The sequence below is a fragment of the Ideonella sp. A 288 genome, from assembly GCF_002198735.1.
Classification (GTDB): domain Bacteria; phylum Pseudomonadota; class Gammaproteobacteria; order Burkholderiales; family Burkholderiaceae_C; genus Pseudaquabacterium.
Window position 1 is genome coordinate 31,089 of record NZ_MWLO01000146.1, and the last position, 21,968, is coordinate 53,056.

The following is a 21,968-nucleotide window of genomic DNA, read 5'->3' on the forward strand; positions in this document are numbered from 1 at the left end:
CAATTCATGATGTCCTGCACGGCATCCAGCGCGTTGTAGAGCCGGGGTTTGGCTGACCTCGCGTGCCGCGCGCGCATACTCATTCGGGGATTGGCTCAACTCAATGGCATGCGGAGCCGGCCGGTGAATAGTCGGGCTCCCGATGGGCCGGGAGCAGTCGATGAGAACTCAGCTGGCGCAGGTCGCCGCCACCACGGAGTCGGCGCAATCGCTCCTTCACGCATTGCTGCGCGATTGCGACGACCTGATCCTGCTGACCGACGAACAACTTCGCCTGGTTTTCGTCAGCCCGAGCTTGGCGCGTGTCGCCGATCGGCCAGGCGCCGACTTGCTGCAGCACAGCGTGGTCGATGCAGGGCTGTTCGGCCCGGCAGCGGGGCGGCTGAAGACGGCGCTCCAGGCGGCGCTGGCCAGCGGGCAGCCCCGGCGGCTGCAGATCGACTGGCCACGCGACGGGGTGACCAGCACCTACGACGTCCACATTGGCGTCGACACCGACCGCCCGTGCGCGCCGCGCGTGCTGGCCTTGGCACGCGACATCACCGAGCAGTCCCGGGTCGAGCACGACCTGCGCGTGCGCGAACGCGAGTTCCGTACGCTGGCCCAGAACTGGCCTGACAACATCATCCGCTACGGCCTCGACAAGCGGGCCGTCTACTGCAACCGCGAGATCGAGGAACGTGTTCAGGTCACGGCGCAGCGCATCGTCGGGCGGACACCCACCGAGGCTGCGCCGCCGGGCATGGTGGGCGTGCAGGCCTACGAACGGCAACTCGAGCAGACGCTGGCCACCGGACAGCGAGGCACGGTGGACTTGATCGTGCCGCACCCCAGCGGCGAGATTCGCGTGCACAGCGTCATGTTCGCCGCCGAGCAAGATGCCGACGGCGTCATCTGCGGTGCCATCGCCGTCGGCCGCGACGTGACCGACCAAGTGCGCACCCAGCGGGCGCTGGCCGCGAAGGAACGCGAGTTCCGCACCTTGGCCGAGAACTCGCCCGACACCATCATCCGCTATGGTCCCAATGCGCGTGCCACCTACATCAACCGGGGCGACAAGGGGGGCGCGGTTCGTCGCGCCGAGCACAGCGTGATCGGTCGCAAGGCAGGCGAGATCGCGTTGCCCGGCACGCTGGGCGTCGACGCCTACCGGGCGCAGATCGAACGGGCTCTGGTCGAAGGTGAAAGTGGCACGGTCGAACTGCAGGTGCCGCTGGCCCAGGGCGGGTTTGGCGTGCACAGCATCGCGATCGCTCCCGAGCGCGATGCCGACGGGTCCATCTGCGGCGTCATCGCGGTGGGGCGAGATGTGACCGAGCAAGTGCGGGTGCGTCAGGCGCTGGCCGCCAAGGAGCGCGAGTTCCGCTCGCTGGCCGAGAACGCCGGCGACAACATCGCGCGCTGGGACCTCGACCTGCGCGTGCTCTACATCAACCCTGCGATGGCGCGCGTGTTCGGCCAGCGCCTCGAGCACGTGCAGGGACTCGCGCTCAGCCAGACTGCGCTGGGCATGGCGGTCGACCTGGCGCCGGTCGAGCAGGCGCTGCGGCGGGTGGTGTCCGAGGGCCGCGACGAAATGCTGGACCTGCGCTTCGTGGCGCCGGGCAGCGCCGTGCCGTCCGTGCACCAGATCCACCTGGTGGCCGAGCGGGACCACAGCGGCGCCGTCTGCAGCGTGCTGGGCATCGGCCGCGACATCAGCGAGAAGATTGCCCAGTTGGAGTTGATCGAGTCGCTGGTGCGCACGGACCCGCTCACGCGGCTGGCCAACCGTCAGGCGCTGCACGAGCGCGCGCCGGGTCTGTTCGCCGCCGCCGAGCGGCGTGGGAACCGCGTCGGCGTGCTGCTGCTCGACCTCGACCAGTTCAAGGCCATCAACGACGGCATGGGGCACAGCGCCGGCGACGCGTTGCTGCGCGAGGTGGCGCGCCGCCTGACGAGTGGCCTGCGCGCCAACGACCTTCTGGTGCGCCTGGGCGGCGACGAGTTCGTGGTGCTGGCGCCCGATGTCGATCATCCGCAAGTGCTGGGCACCATCGCCGACAAACTGCACGTCGCGTTGGCGCAGCCGATGACGCTGCTGCACCGCGAACTTCGCATCACCGTCAGCATCGGCGTGGCCATGTACCCGCTCGACGGCCAGACCCTGGAGTCGCTGCTGGCCAACGCCGACACCGCGATGTACCACGCCAAGCGCAGTGGTCGCGCGCGCACCGAGTACTACCGCGCCGAGCTCGGCGAGGCCGTGCGCCACCGCCTGGCGCTCGAGCAGGCCATGCGGCACGCCGCCGGCGGCGACGGACTGGTGCTGCACTTCCAGCCGCAGGTCAACCTGAGCGATCCGCACAGGATCCTCGGCGTCGAGGCGCTGCTGCGCTGGCAGCACCCCACGCTGGGCATGCTGGCACCGGACAGCTTCATCGGCCTGGCCGAGGAGACAGGGATGATCCTGCCGATCGGCCGCTGGGTGATGCGCACCGCGGCCGAGGCGGCGGTGCGGCTGAACCGTGGCCGCAGCGAGCCCCTGCACGTGGCAGTCAACGTGTCGACGCGCCAGGTCACGGACGATGGCCTGCCGGCCCTCGTCGACGAGGTGTTGGCGCAGACCGGCTGCCACCCGGACTGGCTGTCGATCGAGATCACCGAGAGCGTGCTGCTGCAGGATTCGAACCGCGTGCAACAGGCACTGGACGCGTTGCGAGCGCGCGGCCTGGGCATCGCGATCGACGATTTCGGTACCGGCTACTCGGCGTTGAACTACCTGGCGCGCTTTCCGATCGACTGCCTGAAGATCGACAAGAGCTTCGTGCACTGCATCGGGCGGAGCCGGCGCGACGACGAACTGGTCAAGGCCTTCGTCGCCCTGGCCGCCGCGTTGAACCTGACCACCGTGGCCGAGGGTGTGGAAACGGCCGAGCAGGCCGACTTCCTGCTGGGCCAGGGTTGCGGGCAGGCGCAGGGGTGGTTGTTCGGTCGACCGATGCCGGAAGACCGGTTCGTGGCCTGGCTGGCGTCCCGGCACGATGGCTGCTGAACCGGCCTCCGTGGCCGGCCGGTGCCGCGGCGGGGCGTCGGTGCCTCAGCTGCCCGAGAACGACGGTGGCCGCTTTTCCTTGAAGGCGGCGATGCCTTCGCGGTAGTCGTCGCTGTCGTAGACGATGCGGCGCAGGCCCTGGATGCGCTCGAAGCCCCGCGGGGTCATCGGGTTGGCGCCGGTCAGCACGCGCAACTGCTCCTTCATCACGCGGATCGACAGCGGCGAATTCTTCGAGATCACGCCCGCCATGCCGTAGGTGAACGAGCTCAGTTCCTCGGCCGGCACCAGGTGGTTGATCATGCCCATGCGCTCGGCGCGCTCGGCCCCCACAGGCTGGGCGGTGAAGACCATCTCCTTGACCAGCCGGATGTTGGCCGAGTTCATGAAGGTCATCATGCCGCTCACGTTGTAGGGTACGCCCAGCTTGGCCGGCGTGACGGCGAAGGTGGCGTTCGGGCCGGCCACCACCAGGTCGCAGGCCAGCACCACCTCGCAGGCGCCGCCCCAGACGCCGCCGTCGACCATCGCGATGACGGGGCAGGGGAAGTCCTCGATCGCGCGAACGAGGTGGCGCAGCGCGTCGTCCCAACCCAGGGGGTCGCGCCCGCTCACGGGCAGCTCGTCGACATCGTGTCCGGCCGACCAGACCTTGGCGTCGTCGGCCGCGCGCAGCACCACCACGCGCGCCTCGGCGGCTCTCATGCGAGCAAAGCCGTCGAGCAGTTCGTCGACCAGCTCGTTGCTCAGCGCATTGCGCTTGCGCGGGTGGTTCAGCGTGAGCGTGCCGATCGCATGCTCGATGTCGAAGAGGACGAGTCTCATGCGGCGCTTTCCGTCGGCGCACGGCACTCGACATCGGACGGGGCTGCCGTGCGAGCCGCCGCCGGGGCCGGCGAGACCGACCCTGCCAGCACGTCCATGGTGTGCCGGGCGATCATCAGTTCCTCGTTGGTCGGCACCACGTAGACGGGCAGGCGGCCGTCGGCGGCGGAGATGCGGTGGGCGTGGCGCTGGTTCGCCTCGGTGTCGAGGCGGGCGCCCAGCCAGGCCAGACGTCCGACGACCTGCTCGCGCACCAGCGCCGAGTGCTCGCCGATGCCGGCCGTGAACACCAGCGCGTCCAGGCCACCCATCGACGTGGCCAGCGAGGCCACTTCCTTGGCGATGCGGAAGCAGTACAGGGCCACGGCCTGACGGGCCGCCGGATCGTCCGAGGACTGCAGCACCTTCATGTCGTTGGACAGGCCGGACACGCCGAGCAGGCCCGAGCGCCGGTACAGCAGGTCCTCGACGGCGTCGAGGTCCATGCCGCGCTCGCGCATCAGGTGGAGGATCACGCCGGGGTCGAGGGCGCCCGAGCGGGTGCCCATCGGCAGGCCGTCGAGCGCGGTGAAGCCCATCGTGCTGTCGACGCTGCACCCGCCGTGCACGGCGCAGGCGCTCGAGCCGTTGCCCAGGTGGCAGATGACCATGCGGCCGGCCGCCAGCTCGGGCTGTCGGGCGATCAGCCGCTGGCTGACGTACTCGTACGACAGGCCGTGGAAGCCGTAGCGGCTGATGCCGGAGTCGCTCAGTTCGCGCGGCAGCGCGAAGGTGCGCGCCTCCCAGGGCAGGGTGCTGTGGAAGGCGGTGTCGAAGCAGGCCACCTGGGCCAGGCCCGGGTGGTTGCGGGCCAGGATGCGGATCGGCGCCAGGTTGTGCGGCTGGTGCAGCGGGGCCAGCGACACCAGCGCGTCGAGCTGCTCGATCAGGGCCGCGTCGATGCGCGCCGGGCGCTGCAGCGCCCGGCCGCCGTGCACCACGCGGTGGCCGGCGGCGACGATTTCGTCGTCGGCCTGCGTGGTGGCGATCCACTGCAGCACATGGGCCAGCAGGGCCTCGCGGCTGCGCGAGGTGGTGGCGTCGAAGGCGTGCTCGGCCAGCACGCGGCGCTGGGCGTCGCGGGCCTCGAAGGTGGCCGCGGCGCCGATGCCGGCGATCTGGCCGCTCACGATGGGCAGCAGCTCGCCGCCGTCGGTGGGCTGGCGGAAGACCGAGAACTTCAGGCTCGACGATCCGGCATTGAGCACCAGGCAGGCCTGGTGTCTGGCGCGTGCGCTCATCGCGGGCTCCTTCAGTGGGCGGGTCGTGCGGCGCGCGCGTCGCGGTTGGCCTGGGCCAGCAGGGCGGCCACGGCGCACGAGGCCTGGCGCGTGCGCAAGTTGTCGGCGCGGCTGGTCAGGATGATCGGCACCTTGGCGCCCAGCACGATGCCGGCGGCGTCGGCATGGGCCAGGAAGGTGAGCTGCTTGGCCAGCATGTTGCCGGCCACCAGGTCGGGCACCAGCAGGATGTCGGCGGAGCCGGCCACCGGCGACACCAGGCCCTTGGTACGCGCGGCCTCGGCCGAGATGGCGTTGTCGAAGGCCAGCGGGCCGTCGAGCACGCCGCCGCGGATCTGGCCGCGGTCGGCCATCTTGCACAGCACGGCGGCCTCCAGCGTCGACGGGATCTTCAGGTTGATGTTCTCGACCGCCGACAGGATGGCCACGTTTGGCTTGGGCACGCCCAGCACATGGGCAAGATCGATGGCGTTCTGGATGATGTGGACCTTGTCCTCCAGCGTCGGCGCGATGTTGATGGCCGCGTCGGTGATGAGCAGGGTGCGCGAGTAGGTGGGCACGTTCATCACGAACACGTGGCTGATGCGCGACGAGGTGCGCAGGCAGTTGTCCTTGCGCACCACCGCGCTCATCAGCTCATCGGTGTGCAGCGAGCCCTTCATCAGCGCATCGACCTCGCCGTCGCGGGCCAGGCGGGCCGCGGCCTCGGCGGCGTCCTGCGGGAACTCGGCATCCACCAGCCGGAAGCGGGTGATGTCCATGCCGAAGGTGGCCGCCACCTCGCGGATGCGCTGCGCCGGTCCGACCAGCACCGGCTCGATCAGGCCGGCCGCGGCGGCGTCGACGGCGGCGCGCAGCGAGGTCTCGTCGCAGGGGTAGGCCACCGCGGTGGGCATCGGCGGCAGGCCGTCGCAGCGGGCCAGCAGCGCGTCGTGCTGGTGGTGGTGGATCAGCTGCACCTGCGGCAGCTCCTGGTTCTCGCGGCGCACCTTCTGCGTCGGCGCCGTCACCACGGCGGTGCCGGTGACCAGCAACTGGCCATCCTGGTTGGTGCACACGCAGTTCAGCACCACCACCGACTGCTCGGCCCGCTTCTCCACCACGGTGACGGTGGCGGTGATGGTCTCGCCGACGCCGATGGTGTTGAGGAAGCGCAGGTCCTGCCCCAGGTACACGGTGCCGGTGCCGGGCAGCTTGGAGCCCAGCACGCCCGAGACGAGCGCGCCAGACCACATGCCGTGGGCGATGATGCGGTGGTGCCGGGTGTCGGCGGCGAAGGCCTTGTCCAGGTGCACCGGGTTGCTGTTGCCCGACACGGTGGCGAACAGCTCGATGTCGTCCATCGTCAGCTTGCGCGACATGCTGGCCGTCTGGCCGATCTGGATCTCGTCGAAGGGCACGTTCTCGTACCCGCCCGCCAGCAGGGCGCTGTCGTCGGCATTCGGTGTCCAGGCCGCGGGCACCATCGGCTGCGGCATTTGTTCCAGTTCCACGTTGCTCTCCAAGGGTCAGTTCAGTCCCGCCCCGCGGGGTGGGGGCCGGTGGTCAGCGCCGGCCGGGTTGCGGCAGGTCCAGCACATGGCGTGCCTGCTCGAGGGTTTCGATGGCGCCGGGCCGGGCCTGGCGCACACGGGCGATGGCCTCGTGGGCCGGCGTGCCCAGCTCGACCAGCAGGCGCGCAGCCACCGAGCCGGTGCGGCCCAGGCCGCCGCGGCAGTGCACCAGCACGCGCCCGCCCTGGTCCAGGTAGCGCCGCACCAGCGGGCCGGTGCGGTGCCAGCCGGCCTCGAAGCGCGCGTCCGGCGGCTGCATGTCGACGATGGGCAGGTGGTGCCATTCGATGCCGCGGGCCTGCAGCTGCGGTCCGAGCTGGGGCACGCCCAGCAGGTCGAACTCGTGCGCTTCCAGCAGGGTGAGCACGGCGTTGGGGCGCCAGCGTTGCACCACGGCCAGGTCCATTGCCAGATCGCGCTGCCAGCGCGCGCCCTTCAGGCTGTGGCCGCGCTTGCCGGGGCAGATGCACAGGCCGATGCGGCCGGCGGTGTGGGCCACCACCACCTCGTCGATGCGCAGGGGGTGGCTCAGGCTGGTGCGGGGCACGTCGGGCTGTGGCGTCAGCACGGTGGCCAGGGGCGGGCGGTCGGCCGCGGCGAAGCCGGCCTCGGCGGGCTCGCGGTGGTCGGCGGCCAGGGGGCAGCCCGTGTCGGCGGAGGTGTCGGCCATGGGCGTGGCTCAGTTCATGATGTGGGCGCCACCGTCCACGTACACCGTCGAGCCGGTGAGCATGCGCGCGCTGTCCACGGCCAGCATCGCGGTGGCGTAGCCCACGTCCTCGATGCCGGCCATGGCGCCGGCGGGGGCGCGCTGTTCGGCGTCGTTGGCCATGTCCTCGAAATCGGCGATGCCGCTGGCCGCACGGGTGCGGATCGGCCCGGGCGAGATGGCGTGCACGCGGATGCCCTGGCGGCCCAGCTCATGGGCCAGGTAGCGCATCGACGATTCCAGCGCGGCCTTCACCGGCCCCATCACGTTGTAGTGCTCGGTGACGCGGTGGGCGCCGTGGTAGCTCATCGTGAACAGCGTGCCGCCGGCGGTCATCAGCGGGGCGGCGTAGTGGGCCATCTCGATGAAGCTGTAGCAGGAGCAGTCCATCGCCTTCAGGAAGCCGGCGCGCGAGCAATCTGTGAGCGAGCCGTGCAGGTCGGCCTTGGGCGCGAAGGCGATCGAGTGCAGCGCCGAGTGCAGCACGCCGAAGTGCGAGGACAGGCGTTCGAAGACGGCCTTCATCTGGCCTTCCACCATCACGTCCAGCGGCAGGCACAGGGCCTCCAGGCGCTCGGCCAGGGCGCCGACGGCGTCGCGGTCGCGGTCGTTGCGGTAGGTGACGGCCAGGCTGGCGCCCATGTCGTGGAAGGCCTTGGCGCAGCCCCAGGCGATGGACTTCTCATCGGCGATGCCGGTGACGAGGATGTTCTTGCCCTCCAGGGGGCGGGCGACGGTTCGTGAAGACATGGCGGGTGTTCGAATTGAAGTGGGGATCAGGCCGCGGTGGGCACCTTGACGGTGGCGCGGCGGCGTGGTCGGGCGCGCGCGGCTTCTGCCGGGGTGGGCGTCGGCAGTGCGAGCGGCGGCGCGCCATCGGCCGGCGCCGGGGCGTGCACGGCACTGGCGCACAGCTGCGCGGCCAGTTCGGTGACACGCTGCGCATCGGCCTGCAGCGCGCGGATCAGGCCGGCGATGACGTCCGGCGGCGACTTGATCACCGTCGAGTCCACCATCAGCACCGCGGTGGCCACCGCCAGCGCGCGCTCGCGCTCCGGGGCGGTGGGCAGCATGCGCGCCAGGGCCTCCAGGCCTTCCAGCGGGGCCACGGCCAGCACGCGGGCCTCGGCATGGGCCAGCGCGCGCCATTCCACCACCGACCGCGGCGCGGCGCCCGGGGCAGGGGGCAGCTCGGCCAGGCGGCGGGCCAGGCGCAGGCTGCGGCGCTCGAAGGCGCCGTGGCCGGCCATCGCCGCCAGCACGATGCGGCACACCGCGCGGGCGTAGCCGCCGCTGTCGATCTGCGTCAGCACCTCGTCGCGCGCGAGCTGCAACTCGGCCTGTGCCCGGGCCACGGCCAGCTGTTCGGCCGGCGGGTCGGGGGGCAGCAAGGCACCGACGCCCAGCGGCCCGAAGGCCAGACGCGCGAACTGCACGGTGGCGGCGTCGCGCTGGTCGCGGTACCAGTTCAGGCCGAACTCGACCCACGACGACACGGTGCGTTCGACGTGCCGCGCCGGGTGGTCGTCGGCCACGGCATGGCGGTGCTCGCGCACGTGCTGGGCCAGCGCGCGCAGGCCGGGCGAGGCCGGGTGCACGTCCGACAGCGCCTGCCGCTGCCGGCGCAGCGGATGCAGGTGCACGGCCGCATCGGCCAGCGCACGGCCGCCCAGCGGCGAGGTCGACCAGGGGCGCAGCAGCGGGCGCAGCAGCGTCCGGTACAGCGACATGTTGATCTCGGAGTGCTTGGCCACGGTCGAGAACAGCTTCTCCTCGTCGCGGCCCTCCGGGTTGATGGCCCGCAGGTCGTCCATCGTGCGGCGCACGAAGGTCATGCTGTAGCTGCCGGGCTCCAGCGCATCCAGGTGCGCCGTGGGCTGGTCGCCCTTGGCCCGCACCTGCATCTCGTACAGCCCGGGCGGCAGGTGCTCGATCACGTCGTGCGAGTTGACGATCTGGTCGTGCTCCTTGCGCGCCACGTCGGCGCCCACGAAGATGCCCAGGTGGCCCACCGTCTCGTGCAGCACGTAGACGATGACGCGGCCCGCGGCGGCGATGGCGCGCTCGTCGCCCCAGGTGTCGATGATCCAGTTCAGCGCCTGCGGCGGCGGTGTGATGTTGTCGCCCCACGAGGCGAACACCACCACCGGCGCCGTGATGTTGCGCAGGTCGATGCGGTGGCCACCCAGTTCGACCTCGCCGCTGGCCAGCTTGTTGCCGACGAACAGGTTCTCGACGATGGTTTCGAACTCGTCGCCGGTCATGCGGAAGAAGCCACCCCACCAGCGCTCGAACTCGAGGAAGCGCTCGGCCTCGGTGTCCACCTTCGACCACAGGCTGTAGTAGCGGCTCCACAGGCTGTTGGCCGGGTTCAGGTTCTCGAAGTTCTTCACCAGGTGCGCACCGTCGAAGCGGCCGCCGCCCAGGTCGGAGCTGAGCGCGGCCAGCCACGAACCGCCCAGCGTGGCGCCGCTGTAGCGCATCGGGTTGAGCTTGGCGCCACCGGCCCAGTACGACAGCGGTGCGCCGACGAGGATCAGCGTGCCGAACAGCTCGGGCCGCACCGAGGCCAGCCCGGCCATGGCCCAGCCGGCCTGGCAGTTGCCGATCACCAGCGGCCGTGTGCTGCACTGCGGGTGGCGAGCCGCCACTTCTTCCAGGAAGCGGGCCTCGGCCAGACCGACGTCGAACAGGGTCTGCCCTTCCTCGGGCTGCGGCCGGAAGGTGACGAAGTACACCGGGTGGCCGGCGCGCAGGGCCACGCCCACTTCGGAGTCCACCTTGAAGCCGCCGATGCCCGGGCCATGGCCGGCGCGCGGGTCCACCACCACCACCGGCTGGCTGGTCGGGTCGATGGCCAGGCCATCGGGCGGCAGGATGTGCAGCAGCGAATAGTTGCAGGGCCGGGGCAGGTCGTGGCCGTCCAGCACCAGCTCGTGCTCGAACTTCAGCAGGTCGGCGGCGCCGGCGTGGGTGTCCTTGGCGTAGCGGTTGCCCCGGCGGCGCAGGGTGTCGAGGAACAGCACGGTCCGCTCGGCGGTGTCGCGCAGGTAGTCGGCGCCCGGTGCCAGGGTCTTCAGGGGCCAGGACGGGGAGAGGTCAACGGCAGAGGTGGTCAGGTTCGAGTCCATGTGAAACAGGATAGGCACCTTCTGTGACGGGTATCCCGCGAGGAAGGGCTGACTTACAGTCTATTTGCTGCACTGCACAATAGGATGGAGTGTGCCCTCCAATTTGTATGTGCACTGCGACACGGAGGCGGGCCTTTGGGGCCTGGCAGCGCCCAAAGTGCACCGGTGTGGTGCCTTTGGCCGTCGTGCCGGCGCCTTGCCTGGGCGTCTTTGGCGCGTCTCCCGCCACGCCGAGTGCGCGCCGATGCGCACAATGGCCGGCGATGTCCACGGCCCATGCCTCTTCGTCCACCGGTGCTTCGGCGGCCCGCACGGCCGGCCGGCTGCTGGCGTGGGTCGTGGCGCTGGGGCTGGCCGGTTGCGCGGGCTTGCGCACGCCGTCGGCACCGGGCCGCGACGGGCCCGGCGCGTCGCCGCCGCCCAACCTGGCCGCTGTGCCCGACGCGGTGCCGCGCGTGGACCCGGTGCGCGCGGGCGGACCCAACAAGCCCTACGAGGTGTTCGGCCAGACCTACGTGCCGCGGCTGGGCGACCCGCCGATGCGCGAGCGCGGCCTGGCCTCTTGGTACGGCCGCGCCTTCCACGGCCGGCCCACGGCCAACGGCGAAACCTACGACATGTACGCGATGACGGCGGCGCATAAGACGATGCCGCTGCCCAGTTATGCGCGGGTGCGCAACCCGGCCAACGGCCGCGAGGTGGTGGTGCGGGTGAACGACCGCGGGCCCTTCCATGCCGGCCGCGTCATCGATCTCAGCTACACCGCGGCCTTGAAGCTGGGCTTGCTCAACGGCGTGGCGCCGGTGGAGTTGGAACGGCTCACGCACGAGGCCATCCGCAGTGGCAGCTGGCAGCGCGACGCCGAGCCGGTCGCGGCTGCGCCCCCGCCCCCGCCCGTTGTCCTGCCGTTGGCGCCGGCGCCGGCACCGGCGGCTGTGCCTGGGCCCTTGCCCGCCGTGACGCCCGCGGCCGACACCGGCGATGCCGACCCCATCGCCGCTTTGGCGCAGCAGGTGGGCGCCGCACCCGGGCTGCGCCCGGACGCCATCCCCGGGCGCACCCACGACACCGCGACCGCGGCGCCTGCGGGGGCCCCGTTGGCACCCGGCTTCTGGCTGCAGTTCGGCGCCTTCCGCGACGCAACTTCGGCCGAGGCCTGGCGGCAGCAGCTGGCGCAGCAGGTGGACTGGCTGGCGCCCCGGCTGTCGGTGGTGGCCGATGCGCCCTGGCACCGGGTTCAGGCAGGGCCCTGGGCGAGCCGACAGGACGCCTTGTTCGCCGCCGATCGGCTGCGCGATCGGCTGGCCGCTGCGCCGGTGCTGCTGGAGCGGCGCTAGGAACGCGGGCCAGGCGTCTTGCTGCCTGCTTCCCGGGGCGCGCGCCAGGTTCGGCGACACGGCGGCGGCCTCAGCCCCGCATCTGCAGCAGCGCCAGCAGGTGGAACGAGCAGCCGGCCATGACGAACAGGTGCCACACCAGGTGGCCGTATCGCATGCGGCGGCCCAGCAGGAAGAAGCCGCAGCCCACCGAGTAGGCCACGCCGCCCGCCACCAGGAACGCCAGTGAACTCCCGCTCAACTGGCTCAGCGCCGGCAGGGCGGCGGCCCCGGCCAGCCAGCCGAAGCCCAGGTACAGCATCGTCGACGCGAGCGGCTGGCGCAGCCGGTCGGCCAGCTTGGCGGCCATGCCGGCCAGGGCCAGGGCCCACACGCCGGCCAGCACCAGCCACTGGCCACCGTTGTCGGGTGTGCCCAGTGCGAAGGGCGTGCAGCTGCCGGCGATGAACAGGTAGATCGCTGCGTGGTCCAGCCGGCGCAGCCGGTGGCGCGCCGGGCCGGCGGGTGCCGCGTGGTACAGCGTCGAGGCCACGAACATCAGCAGCATGGTCAACCCGAACACGCTGACGCCCGCCTGGTGCAGCACCGGTTGGCCGTCCACGGCCGGCGCGGCCAGGGCCGGCCAGGCCACCAGGGCCAGCAGGCCGCTCAGGCCATGGCTGGCCGCATTGGCAAGTTCCTCGGTCTGTTCTGCGTTGCGTGGCATGGCGGATACCCTCTCACGAGGTTTCGGCACCTGGCCGGCGAACTGCAGGGCGGGGGCGCCGCGGGTGTGCAAGCGGCTGTAAGCGGCGGCCCATGAGCCGGCGGGCCAGGCCCCATGGAACGCAGTCGCCGACCCTCGGCCAGGGGGCCGGAAACGCCGGCGCAACAAAGCCTTACGACAATGCGCGTTCCGCGGGCGTGCCCGCCCCTCGGACCACCGAATGGCACGTCATCCCGCCGACACCCCCTGCGCGCCTGTGCGGCGCCCCGCGGCCCTGGTCGTGGCCCTGGCCCTGGCAACGGGAGGGTTGGCCGGCGGCGCAGCCGCGCAGGGGGCGCCGGCGACGGACGACCCGGCGCCCAAGCCCCCCGCCGTTCCATCGACGCCTGCCGCCCCGCCCACGCCGGCCGGCGCCGCAGCCGTGCAGCGCGTGGAGATCAGCGGCAGTGCCGACGCGAATGCCGATCGTCGGCGCTCGACCGCCGCCAAGATCGTCTACGGCCGCGACGAACTCGACCGCATGGGCGACAGCACGCTGGGCGAGGTGCTCAAGCGCCTGCCCGGCGTGACGATGGGCGGGCCGCCGGGCCGGGGCGGCAACCCCAGCATGCGAGGCATGGGTGGCGGCTACACGGCCATCCTGATCGACGGCCAGCGCATGCCCTTCGGTTTTTCGCTCGACTCGATCGCACCCGAGCAGATCGAACGCATCGAGATCATGCGTTCGCCGGTGGCCGAGCATGGCGCGCGGGCCATCGCCGGCATCATCAACGTGGTGATGCGCGAGGACTTCAAGCGCAAGACCAACGAACTGCGCCTCGGCGTCGGCCTCGAGGACGACCGTCACCCCCAGGCCAACGGCAACTGGACCTACAGCGGCCAGAACGAGGGTCTGGGTTACAACCTGTCGGCGGCCTTCAACCGACAGCACCAGGCCGAGGAGTCCACCGGCCGGCGCGTCGACAGCGATGACGCGGGCAAACCCGTGCTCGAGCAGCGGACCGGGCAGCGGTCGCTGAACCGCCGCGAGGGCGTGTTCGTCAACGGGCGATTCCAGTTCCGCCTCGGGCCCGGCCACACGCTCGACCTGAACCCCATGGCCAGCGTGGGCCGCAGCCGCAGCAGTGGCCAGCACACGCTGGTCCAGGCGCCCGACCCCGAAGCGGCGCCCTATGCCCTTGCCGACCAGCGCACCGACGCCGACAGCTCGATGGCCCGGCTCAATGGCAATTGGCAGCGCACCCTCGGCAACGGCGGCCGCTTGCAGCTGCGCTTCGCGACCATGCTGGCGCGCAGCGCGAGCCTCACCCAACGTGAGGAATACGCGTTCGACGGCCTGTCGTTGCCCCGCAAGGTCGACGACGGTTCGGTGCGCGACCTCAGCCTCGAGCTCAATGGCAAATACTCGCAGCTGATCGCCGACCGACACAGCGTGTCGGCCGGCTGGGAGCTGCAGGGCGGCCAGCGCAGCGACCGCCGCCTCACCACCGAGGGTGGTGAGGCCACCTTGGCCGAGTTCGGCGACGCCCTCCAGGCCCGCACGTTGCGCCTGGCCGGCTGGGCGCAGGACGAGTGGGAGTGGAGCAAGACCTTCTCCTTCTATGCCGGCCTGCGCTGGGAGGGCATCCAGACCACCAGCGACGGCGTCGCACAGGTGGGTGGTGCGGTGCTTCAGGAGTTCAAGAACCGCAGCGGCGTGCTCACACCGTTGGCCCACATGGTCTGGAAGCTGCCAGACGCCCCGCGCGACCAGGTGCGGTTGAGCCTGACCCGCAGCTACAAGTCGCCCACCACGTCGCAGTTGATCGCGCGGCCGACGGTTGCGACGCTGCACCGCGACACCACCCAACCGAACAAGCCGCTCAACCCCGACCGCGCTGGCAACCCCGACCTGAAACCCGAACTGGCCTGGGGCCTCGACCTCGCCTTCGAGCACTACCTCGATGCCGGCGGCATCGTCAGCGCCAACCTCTTCGCCCGCCAGATCGACCAGTTGATCCGCACGGTGCGCGCCGAAGAGCAGCCCACGTGGGCTGTCGATGCGAACGGCCAGCCCGTGACCCGCTGGGTGGCACGCCCGCAGAACATCGGCCGGGCCGCGGCGGCGGGTCTGGAACTCGAGGCCAAGTTCCGACCGTCCGACCTGTGGGTCACCGATCTGCCCCTCACCTTGCGCGCCAACGGCAGCCTGCTCTGGTCGAAGGTGGACGGCGTGGCCGGCCCCAACAACCGGCTCGACCAGCAGCCGCGCTACACCGCCAACCTGGGCTTCGACTGGCCCTTGCGAGGCATGCCGCTCACTTTCGGCGGCAGCTTCAACTTCACGCCGTCCTTCGTCGTGCAGCAGATCGATTCGCAGGTGTACCGCCAGGGTGTCAAGCGCGTGCTCGACGCCTATGCGCTGTGGCGCTTCGGCACCGCCGCGAGCGCGCGCCTGTCGCTGGCCAATGCCTCGGCCAGCGACTACGACACCGGCACCACCGTGCTGCTGGCCGACGGCAGCACGCAGGCGCAGGACACGCTGTCGCGCACCTACACCAACGTCACGCTGCGCTTCGAGCTTCGGTTCTGACGCGCTCGGCGCCGGGCAGCGCGGCCAGGCAGGCGCGCAGCACCGCCTCGGGCGCGGTGTGCGGCACCTCGCCGATGAGCTGGCGCAGCCGCGTCTCGTCGAGCCGGTGCGGCCGCTGCCACAGGTAGCGCATCTCGATCAGCGCGCGCGGCATCGCCGCGAACGGCGCAGCCAGGCGCATCAGCCACCACGGGAAGCCGGCGCGCTGCAGCGGGCGGCCGCTGGCCTGCTCGATCAGGCCATGCATCTGCGCGCCGGTGAGCGTGAGGCCGGCGTAGTGCAGCACCGCATGCGGCGGCAGGGTGGCGCGTCGCTCGGCCACGGCGACGAACACGCGCGCCAGATCGGGCAGCCAGGCCCAGGCGTGCTCGAGGTCGTCGGGGCCCAGGTGCGTGACACGGCCACCGGCCAGGCTGCGCGTGAAGCCCAGGTCGATCCAGGTGCCCTGGTCGCCGAGGAAGTCGCCCGCCCGCACGACGATGCTGCGCACGCCGCGGCCCGCGGCCTCGGCCAGCGAGGCTTCGAGGGCGATGCGCTGGCGCGCCTTGTCGTGGGTGCCGGCGAACGGCGTCGTCTCGGTCAGCGCGGGTGGCAACTGGTTGCCGAAGTTGTAGACGTTGCCCGGCAGCATCACGGTGGCGCCGGTGGCCTCGGCCAGGGCGATGACGGCCGCGGTCAGCGGCAGCAGCAGCGTGGCCCAGCGTGTGTAGTCGGGGTTCAGCGCGTTGACGATCACGTCGATCCGCGGCGCCGCGCCGCGGATGGCGGCCACATCCAGCGCATCGGCCTGCACCAGTCTCACACCGAGGGGCAGCGGGCTGCGCGGCAGGCTGCGCATCTGTGCCACCACGTCCCAGCCAGCACGGTCGAACGCTTCCACAGCGGCGCGGCCGAGGCGGCCATTGGCTCCGAGCACCATCACGACAGACATGTTCATCTCCAGGGTTGATTCGATGGTGTGATCGTGCCGCGTCTCGCTCACTGTGAGAAGACGGATACCAGAATGCCTGCCATTCATGATTGAATAGGTGATGGCCGCCGCCTTCGACCCCACCCGCCTCGACTGGAACCTGCTGCGCGCCTTCGTGGCCGTGGTGGAGCAGGGCTCGCTGACGCGTGCCGCCGCGCACCTGGGCACCAGCCAGCCCACGCTGAGCCGCCAGGTGGCGGCGCTGGAGGCGGCGGTGGGCGCGCCGCTGTTCGAGCGCACCGCGCGGCGCCTGGTGCCCAGCGCGGTGGCGCAGGCGATGGTGGAGCCGGCCTCGCGCATGCTGGCCGCCGCCGAGGCCTGCGCGCATGCCGGCGCCGCACCGGTGCAGCAACTGGCCGGCAGCGTGCGCCTGACGGCCAGCCAGGTGGTGTCGGCCCATGTGCTGCCGCCGATGCTGGCGCGGCTGGCGGGGCTGCACCCCGAGATCCAGGTGGAACTGGTGGCCAGCGACACGCTGGGCAACCTGCTCGAGCGCGAGGCCGACATTGCGGTGCGCATGGTTCAGCCGACGCAGGGCGCGGTGATCACGCGGCACCTGGTCGACTGGCCGCTGGGCTTCTTCGTGCACCGCGACCTGCTGGCCGCCGCTGGCGGCACGGTGAGCCCCGACACGCTGCACCGCCTGCGCTGGATCGGCTTCGACCAGTCGACCCAGCTGATCGAGGGCTTTCAGCGCGCCGGCTTCGCCGTCGACAAGCGCTTCTTCGCCTTCCGCTGCGACAACCAGCTCGTCACCTTCGAAGCGCTGCGCGCCGGCCTGGGCGTGGCCATCGCGATGGTGCCGCTGGCGGCCAGCCAGCCCCAGCTGGTGCGCGTGCTGTCCGAGCTGGAACTGCCGGTGCTGCCGGTGTGGCTGACCGCGCACCGCGAGCTGCGCAGCAGCCGGCGGCTGCGGGTGGTGTTCGACTTCCTGGCGGAGGCGCTGGCGGGGTGGGCCGGGCCGGCGTTGGCCGCCCCACCGCCATCGGCCGCCGTCAGCGCCCGCCGCTCACGTCGATGATGGCGCCGGTGGTGTAGCTGGCCTCGTCGCTGAGCAGCCAGACGATGGCCGCGGCCACCTCGTCGGCGCTGCCGGGGCGGCCCATCGGGATCATCGACGCCGAGGTCTGCGCGCGGTTCGGCTCGCCGCTGGCGGCGTGGATGTCGGTGTCGATGATGCCGGGCCGCACCGCGTTGACGCGCACGCCTTCGCCGGCCAGCTCGCGCGCCAGGCCGATGGTGAAGCTGTCGATCGCGCCCTTGGTGGCCGCGTAGTCCACGTACATGGCCGGCGAGCCCAGCGTTGCGGCCATGCTCGACAGGTTGACGATGGCCCCACCCTGGCCGCCGTGGCGCGTGCTCATGCGCCGCAGCGCCAGTTGTGCGCACAGCAGGCTGCCCAGCACGTTGGTGTCGAGCAGCAGGCGCCAGCGGGCCACGTCCATCTCGTCCAGCCGCGACTTCATGCCGACGATGCCGGCGTTGTTCACCAGCCCGGCCAGCGGCGGCATCTCGGCGTCGACGCGCGCGAACATGGCGCGCACCGCGGCCTCGTCGGCCACGTCGGCCTGCACGGTGAGGGCCTGGCGGCCCAGCGCGCGCACGTCGGCGGCCACGGCCTCGGCGGCATTGGCATCGCGCGCGTAGTTGACGACGATGTCGAAGCCGCGCTCGGCGGCGCGGCGCGCCACGGCGGCACCGATGCCACGGCTGGCGCCGGTGATCAGCAGGGTCGAAGGTGGCATGGCGAGGGGGGCCCTTGGTTAAAGTCCGAGATTCACCTGCCGGAGTATGCCCACATGACCCTGCGCCGCCGCACCCTGATCGCCGCCACGCCCGCCCTGCTGGGCCTGCCCACCGCCCTGCGCGCGCAGGGGCTCGAGAAGGCCAGTCTCACGCTGGCCGTCGGCGGCAAGAACCTGCTCTATTACCTGCCGCTCACGGTGGCCGAGCAGCTGGGCTACTTCAAGGCCGAGGGCCTGGACCTGAAGATCGTCGACTTCGCCGGCGGCTCGCAGGCGCTGCGCGCGCTGGTCGGCGGCAGCGCTGACGTGGTCAGCGGCGCCTTCGAACACACCGTCAACATGCAGGCCAAGGGCCAGCGCCTGCGCGCCGTGGCGCTGATGGGCCGCGCGCCGCAGATCGTGCTGGGCGTGAACCCCAAGACCATGGCCGGCTTCAAGACCGTGGCCGACCTCAAGGGCAAGAAGATCGGCGTCACTGCGCCGGGCAGCTCCACCAACGTGATGGCCAACTTCGTGCTGGCCAAGGCCGGCCTGAAGCCGTCTGACGTCAGCATTGTCGGCGTGGGCGCCGGGGCGGGCGCGGTGGCGGCGATGCGCTCGGGGCAGATCGACGCGCTGTCCAACCTCGATCCGGTGATCACCCAGCTCACCCGCAGCAACGACCTGACGATCATCTCCGACACGCGCATCGTGGCCGAGGCCGAGAAGGTGTTCGGCGGCCCGATGCCCGCGGCCTGTCTGTACCTGCCGCAGAGCTTCATCGACAAGCACCCGCGCACGGTGCAGGCCCTGGCCAACGCCATCGTGCGCGCCGACAAGTGGATCCAGGCCGCCGGCCCCGGCGACATCATCAAGGCCGTGCCCGAGACCTACCTGCTCGGCGACCGCGCCGTCTACATCGATGCCTTCCTGTCGGCCAAGGGCGCGCTGTCGGCCGACGGCCTGTTCCCCGAGAAGGGTCCCGACACCGCCTACCGCGCGCTGGCCAGCATCGACCCCGAGATCGCCAAGGCCACGCTCGACCTGAAGGCGGTGTACACCAACGACTTCGCCAAGGCCGCGAACGCGAAGTACCCGAAGGGGTGACCGTGAACGCGCCCGCGCTGGCCCTGCACGACGTGGCCTGCACCTTCGTCGACAAGCACGACCCCGGCCAGCGCTACACGGCGGTGCGCGACGTGACGCTCACGGTGGGCGCGGGCGAGTTCGTCTCGGTGGTCGGGCCCACCGGCTGCGGCAAGAGCACGCTGCTCAACGTGGGGGCCGGCCTGCTGGCGCCCAGCACCGGACGGGTCGAGGTGTTCGGCCAGCCGCTGCAGGGCCTCAATGCCCGCGCCGGCTACATGTTCCAGACCGAAAGCCTGATGCCCTGGCGCACCGCGCTGGGCAACGTGGTGGCCGGGCTCGAGTTCCGCGGCATGCCGATGGACCAGGCCAACGAACAGGCCGAGGCCTGGCTGCGCCGCGTCGGCCTGGGCGGCTTCGGCGACCGCTACCCGCACCAGTTGTCCGGTGGCATGCGCAAGCGCGTGAGCCTGGCGCAAACGCTGGCACCCGACCCCGACATCATCCTGATGGACGAGCCGTTCTCCGCGCTCGACATCCAGACCCGCCAGCTGATGGAGAACGAGGTGCTCGACATCTGGCAGGGCACAACCGGCACCGGTCGCAAGGCGGTGCTGTTCATCACCCACGACCTCGACGAGGCCATCGCGATGAGCGACCGCGTGGTGGTGCTGTCGGCCGGCCCGGCCAGCCACCCGATCGGAGAGTTCGCCATCGACCTGGAGCGGCCGCGCGACGTGGCCGAGGTGCGCAGCGCGCCGCGCTTCATCGAGCTGCACAAGGCCATCTGGGCGGTGCTGCGCGACGAGGTGCTGAAGGGCTACGCGCAGCAACTGCAGGTGAAGGCGGCGTGATGTCGGCCTGGAAGTGGCTGGCCCCCCGCCCCGGCAACCTGCGCGTCTGGCAGGTCGGCCTGCTGGTCGCGCTGTTCGTGTTCTGGCACCTGATGACCACGCCGGGCCTGATCCCGCCGTTGATGTTCGAGAACGACAAGCAGGCGGCCTTCTTCTTCGGCGAGCCGCTGATCATCTTCAGCCGCATCTGGCGCTGGTTCGTCACCGAGGGCGACATCTACCAGCACCTGGCCATCACCCTGGTGGAGACGCTGCTGGCCTTCGCCATCGGCGCCGGGCTGGGGCTGGGCGGCGGCCTGTGGCTGGCGCTGGCGCCGATGGCCAGCGCCATCCTCGAGCCCTACATCAAGGCGCTCAACTCGATGCCGCGCATCATCCTGGCGCCGATCTTCGCGGTGTGGTTCGGCCTGGGCGTGGCCAGCAAGGTGGCGCTGGGGGTGACGCTGGTGTTCTTCATCGTCTTCTTCAACGTCTACCAGGGCGTCAAGGAGGTGAGCCCGGTGGTGCTGGCCAATGCGCGCATGCTGGGCGCCAGCCCGAAGCAGCTGCTGCGGCACGTGTACCTGCCCAGCGCCACCAGCTGGGTGTTCAGCTCGCTGCACACCAGCGTGGGCCTGGCCTTCGTCGGCGCGGTGGTGGGCGAGTACCTCGGCTCGGCCAGCGGCGTGGGCTACCTGATCCACCAGGCCGAGGGCGTGTTCGACATCAACACGGTGATGGCCGGCATCCTGGTGCTCACCGGGTTCGCGCTGGCGCTTGACGGCGCCGTCGGTCGGCTCGAGCGGCGGCTGCTGAAGTGGCAGCCGCGCAGCGGCGAAACCGAGAAGCTCTGACGTGGGCCTGCCGCTGCCTTCGCCACCGTCGGCCACACCGACCCGGACGGTGCGCCCGTGATCACCCGCTGGCTGTGGCGCGGGCTGCTGGTCGTGTTGAGCGCTGTGCTGGCCGTGTTGCTGCTGGGGGCGCTGGTGGGCTCGGTGGTGCTGCAGGGCCAACCCGAGGTCGCCCGCGCTGCCGACGTGTCGGTGCTGGACTTGGCCCGCGCGGCGCGGCTGCTGCGCTCGATCGACCCGCGACGTCAGGCTGGCGAGGGCGTGCGCGAGCTGGCCATGACGCAGCGCGAGGTCGATTTGCTGCTCGACCAGATCGCGCAGCGCAGCGCGCCGGCGGCGGCGCGGGCAACCCTGCAACCGCGGCGCCTGCGGCTGCAGGCCAGCATCGGCACGCGGGGGTGGATGGCCGGCCGCTGGCTCAACATCGACCTCACGCTGCGCGACACCGAGGCCCTGCCCTTGATCGAGCGCCTGCGCATCGGGCGCGTGCCGGTGCCTGGCTGGTTGGGCGAATGGGCGCTTCGGCAAGTGGCGGCCTGGCAGTTCGGGCCCGACCAGGTGCTGCTGGCCCGCGACGTGGTGCGCGGCATGGCCTTCGACACGGGCCAGGTGTCGGTGCGCTACGTCTGGCGGGCCGACCTGGCCGGTCGACTGGTCGGCTCGATGATGGCCGCGCCCGAGCAGGACCGTCTGCGGGTGTACGTCGAGCAGTTGGCGACGCTGAAGCTCAAGTCGGTCGCCGGCGGGCGCATCCCGATGGTGCAGCTGATGCCGACGGTGTTCGCGCTGGCCGCGCAGCGCAGCGGCGTCGAAGGCGCCGACGCCGCGCAGGAGAACCGGGCCGCGATCCTGGCCATGGCCTTCGCGTCGCACCCGCGGCAATTGGTGTCGGTGGTGCCGGCGGCGCGCCGCTGGCGCCTGCCGCCGCCCTGGCGCTTGACCATGGCCGGGCGTGACGATTTCCCGCTGCACTTCCTGATCTCGGCAGCGCTGGCGGTGGAGGCGGGCGGCCCGTTGTCCGATGCCATCGGCCTGTTCAAGGAGGTGAACGATGCGCGCGTCGGCAGTGGCTTCAGCTTCACCGACGTGGCGGTCGACCGCGCCGGCACCCGCTTCGGCCTGGCTGCGCTGCGCCAGCCCCAGCGTCTGCAGCGGGCGCTGGCCGCGGGCGTGACCGATGCCGACCTGATGCCCGAAGTGAGCGACCTGCCCGAGTTCATGAAACCCCCCGAGTTCAACCAGCGCTACGGCAGCGTCGGCTCGCCGGCCTACCAGCGCCAGCTGGCCGACATCGACGCCCGCCTCGACCGCCTGCCGATGTACCGCTGAGAGAATGCGCTGGGCGCAGTCCGGT

At 71.4% G+C, this 21,968-nt stretch carries 17 protein-coding genes; 8 read left to right on the forward strand and 9 right to left on the reverse strand.

Annotated elements, in window-relative coordinates; all coding sequences use genetic code 11:
• Nucleotides 1-160 precede the first annotated feature (160 nt).
• Nucleotides 161-3,034, forward strand: a complete 2,874-nt coding sequence (locus EOINJALH_RS24780) for a bifunctional diguanylate cyclase/phosphodiesterase (protein WP_158219887.1) — start codon at nt 161-163, stop codon at nt 3,032-3,034.
• A 45-nt stretch (nt 3,035-3,079) separates the two neighbouring features.
• On the opposite strand, the gene scpB is transcribed toward EOINJALH_RS24780, so the two are convergent.
• From scpB to EOINJALH_RS24810, 6 genes are all read right to left on the reverse strand, one after another.
• Entirely contained in the window at nt 3,080-3,859 is a 780-nt protein-coding gene (gene scpB, locus EOINJALH_RS24785) for a methylmalonyl-CoA decarboxylase (protein WP_088285210.1), read from the reverse strand.
• Nucleotides 3,856-5,139, reverse strand: a complete 1,284-nt coding sequence (locus EOINJALH_RS24790; protein ID WP_088285212.1) for an acetate/propionate family kinase — start codon at nt 5,137-5,139, stop codon at nt 3,856-3,858. The genes scpB and EOINJALH_RS24790 overlap by 4 nt, the downstream gene beginning before the upstream one ends.
• Before the next feature lie 11 nt (nt 5,140-5,150).
• A complete protein-coding gene (locus tag EOINJALH_RS24795; protein ID WP_088285280.1) occupies nt 5,151-6,605 on the reverse strand; it encodes a bifunctional enoyl-CoA hydratase/phosphate acetyltransferase in 1,455 nt (484 codons plus the stop codon).
• Nucleotides 6,606-6,684: 79 nt separating this feature from the next.
• Complete coding sequence (locus EOINJALH_RS24800; RefSeq protein WP_088285214.1) at nt 6,685-7,362, reverse strand: cyclin-dependent kinase inhibitor 3 family protein; 678 nt, start codon at nt 7,360-7,362, stop codon at nt 6,685-6,687.
• Between the two features lie 9 nt (nt 7,363-7,371).
• Complete coding sequence (fabI, locus tag EOINJALH_RS24805; protein WP_088285216.1) at nt 7,372-8,151, reverse strand: enoyl-ACP reductase FabI; 780 nt, start codon at nt 8,149-8,151, stop codon at nt 7,372-7,374.
• Between the two features lie 26 nt (nt 8,152-8,177).
• Nucleotides 8,178-10,532, reverse strand: coding sequence for a DUF3141 domain-containing protein (locus EOINJALH_RS24810; RefSeq protein WP_088285218.1), 2,355 nt, complete (start codon nt 10,530-10,532; stop codon nt 8,178-8,180).
• A gap of 263 nt (nt 10,533-10,795) precedes the next feature.
• Here EOINJALH_RS24810 and EOINJALH_RS24815 point away from each other — a divergent pair, with 263 nt between their 5' ends.
• Nucleotides 10,796-11,869 carry a septal ring lytic transglycosylase RlpA family protein gene (locus tag EOINJALH_RS24815; RefSeq protein ID WP_088285220.1) on the forward strand — a complete coding sequence of 358 codons (1,074 nt, stop codon included), beginning with the start codon at nt 10,796-10,798 and terminating at the stop codon, nt 11,867-11,869.
• A gap of 70 nt (nt 11,870-11,939) precedes the next feature.
• On the opposite strand, the gene EOINJALH_RS24820 is transcribed toward EOINJALH_RS24815, so the two are convergent.
• Nucleotides 11,940-12,575, reverse strand: coding sequence for a hemolysin III family protein (locus tag EOINJALH_RS24820; RefSeq protein ID WP_088285222.1), 636 nt, complete (start codon nt 12,573-12,575; stop codon nt 11,940-11,942).
• 220 nt (nt 12,576-12,795) lie between these two features.
• On the opposite strand from EOINJALH_RS24820, the gene EOINJALH_RS24825 reads away from it, so the two are divergent.
• The gene (locus EOINJALH_RS24825; protein WP_088285223.1) at nt 12,796-15,147 is read left to right on the forward strand and encodes a TonB-dependent siderophore receptor; all 2,352 of its coding nucleotides are present in this window, start codon (nt 12,796-12,798) and stop codon (nt 15,145-15,147) included.
• Here EOINJALH_RS24825 and EOINJALH_RS24830 read toward each other — a convergent pair.
• On the reverse strand, nt 15,119-16,078 hold the full coding sequence (locus EOINJALH_RS24830) for an NAD(P)H-binding protein (RefSeq protein ID WP_158219888.1): 960 nt from the start codon (nt 16,076-16,078) through the stop codon (nt 15,119-15,121). The genes EOINJALH_RS24825 and EOINJALH_RS24830 overlap by 29 nt on opposite strands.
• Before the next feature lie 100 nt (nt 16,079-16,178).
• On the opposite strand from EOINJALH_RS24830, the gene EOINJALH_RS24835 reads away from it, so the two are divergent.
• Complete coding sequence (locus EOINJALH_RS24835) at nt 16,179-17,138, forward strand: LysR family transcriptional regulator (RefSeq protein WP_088285227.1); 960 nt, start codon at nt 16,179-16,181, stop codon at nt 17,136-17,138.
• On the opposite strand, the gene EOINJALH_RS24840 is transcribed toward EOINJALH_RS24835, so the two are convergent.
• A complete protein-coding gene (locus tag EOINJALH_RS24840) occupies nt 17,113-17,862 on the reverse strand; it encodes an SDR family oxidoreductase (RefSeq protein ID WP_088285229.1) in 750 nt (249 codons plus the stop codon). The two genes, EOINJALH_RS24835 and EOINJALH_RS24840, sit on opposite strands and share 26 nt — an antisense overlap.
• A gap of 54 nt (nt 17,863-17,916) precedes the next feature.
• Between EOINJALH_RS24840 and EOINJALH_RS24845 the strand changes: the two genes are divergently transcribed.
• Genes EOINJALH_RS24845 through EOINJALH_RS24860 form a run of 4 tightly spaced genes read left to right on the forward strand, consistent with a single transcriptional unit; the run spans nt 17,917 to nt 21,943 of the window.
• Nucleotides 17,917-18,948 carry an ABC transporter substrate-binding protein gene (locus EOINJALH_RS24845; protein ID WP_088285231.1) on the forward strand — a complete coding sequence of 344 codons (1,032 nt, stop codon included), beginning with the start codon at nt 17,917-17,919 and terminating at the stop codon, nt 18,946-18,948.
• A gap of 2 nt (nt 18,949-18,950) precedes the next feature.
• Entirely contained in the window at nt 18,951-19,781 is an 831-nt protein-coding gene (locus EOINJALH_RS24850) for an ABC transporter ATP-binding protein (RefSeq protein WP_088285282.1), read from the forward strand.
• On the forward strand, nt 19,781-20,614 hold the full coding sequence (locus EOINJALH_RS24855; protein ID WP_088285232.1) for an ABC transporter permease: 834 nt from the start codon (nt 19,781-19,783) through the stop codon (nt 20,612-20,614). Before EOINJALH_RS24850 ends, EOINJALH_RS24855 begins: the two co-directional genes overlap by 1 nt.
• Before the next feature lie 57 nt (nt 20,615-20,671).
• Nucleotides 20,672-21,943 carry a hypothetical protein gene (locus EOINJALH_RS24860; RefSeq protein ID WP_088285234.1) on the forward strand — a complete coding sequence of 424 codons (1,272 nt, stop codon included), beginning with the start codon at nt 20,672-20,674 and terminating at the stop codon, nt 21,941-21,943.
• Nucleotides 21,944-21,968: the final 25 nt, after the last annotated feature.

What these genes read in the sequence shown, in the direction of transcription:
- EOINJALH_RS24790 (WP_088285212.1), bottom strand. Translation starts at nt 5,139, where the DNA reads ATGAGCGCACGCGCCAGACACCAGGCCTGCCTGGTGCTCAATGCCGGA.
- EOINJALH_RS24795 (WP_088285280.1), bottom strand. Translation starts at nt 6,605, where the DNA reads ATGGTGCCCGCGGCCTGGACACCGAATGCCGACGACAGCGCCCTGCTG.
- scpB (WP_088285210.1), bottom strand. Translation starts at nt 3,859, where the DNA reads ATGAGACTCGTCCTCTTCGACATCGAGCATGCGATCGGCACGCTCACG.
- EOINJALH_RS24810 (WP_088285218.1), bottom strand. Translation starts at nt 10,532, where the DNA reads ATGGACTCGAACCTGACCACCTCTGCCGTTGACCTCTCCCCGTCCTGG.
- EOINJALH_RS24835 (WP_088285227.1), top strand. Translation starts at nt 16,179, where the DNA reads ATGGCCGCCGCCTTCGACCCCACCCGCCTCGACTGGAACCTGCTGCGC.
- EOINJALH_RS24820 (WP_088285222.1), bottom strand. Translation starts at nt 12,575, where the DNA reads ATGCCACGCAACGCAGAACAGACCGAGGAACTTGCCAATGCGGCCAGC.
- fabI (WP_088285216.1), bottom strand. Translation starts at nt 8,151, where the DNA reads ATGTCTTCACGAACCGTCGCCCGCCCCCTGGAGGGCAAGAACATCCTC.
- EOINJALH_RS24815 (WP_088285220.1), top strand. Translation starts at nt 10,796, where the DNA reads ATGTCCACGGCCCATGCCTCTTCGTCCACCGGTGCTTCGGCGGCCCGC.
- EOINJALH_RS24830 (WP_158219888.1), bottom strand. Translation starts at nt 16,078, where the DNA reads ATGTCTGTCGTGATGGTGCTCGGAGCCAATGGCCGCCTCGGCCGCGCC.
- EOINJALH_RS24845 (WP_088285231.1), top strand. Translation starts at nt 17,917, where the DNA reads ATGACCCTGCGCCGCCGCACCCTGATCGCCGCCACGCCCGCCCTGCTG.
- EOINJALH_RS24840 (WP_088285229.1), bottom strand. Translation starts at nt 17,862, where the DNA reads ATGCCACCTTCGACCCTGCTGATCACCGGCGCCAGCCGTGGCATCGGT.
- EOINJALH_RS24780 (WP_158219887.1), top strand. Translation starts at nt 161, where the DNA reads ATGAGAACTCAGCTGGCGCAGGTCGCCGCCACCACGGAGTCGGCGCAA.
- EOINJALH_RS24825 (WP_088285223.1), top strand. Translation starts at nt 12,796, where the DNA reads ATGGCACGTCATCCCGCCGACACCCCCTGCGCGCCTGTGCGGCGCCCC.
- EOINJALH_RS24855 (WP_088285232.1), top strand. Translation starts at nt 19,781, where the DNA reads ATGTCGGCCTGGAAGTGGCTGGCCCCCCGCCCCGGCAACCTGCGCGTC.
- EOINJALH_RS24800 (WP_088285214.1), bottom strand. Translation starts at nt 7,362, where the DNA reads ATGGCCGACACCTCCGCCGACACGGGCTGCCCCCTGGCCGCCGACCAC.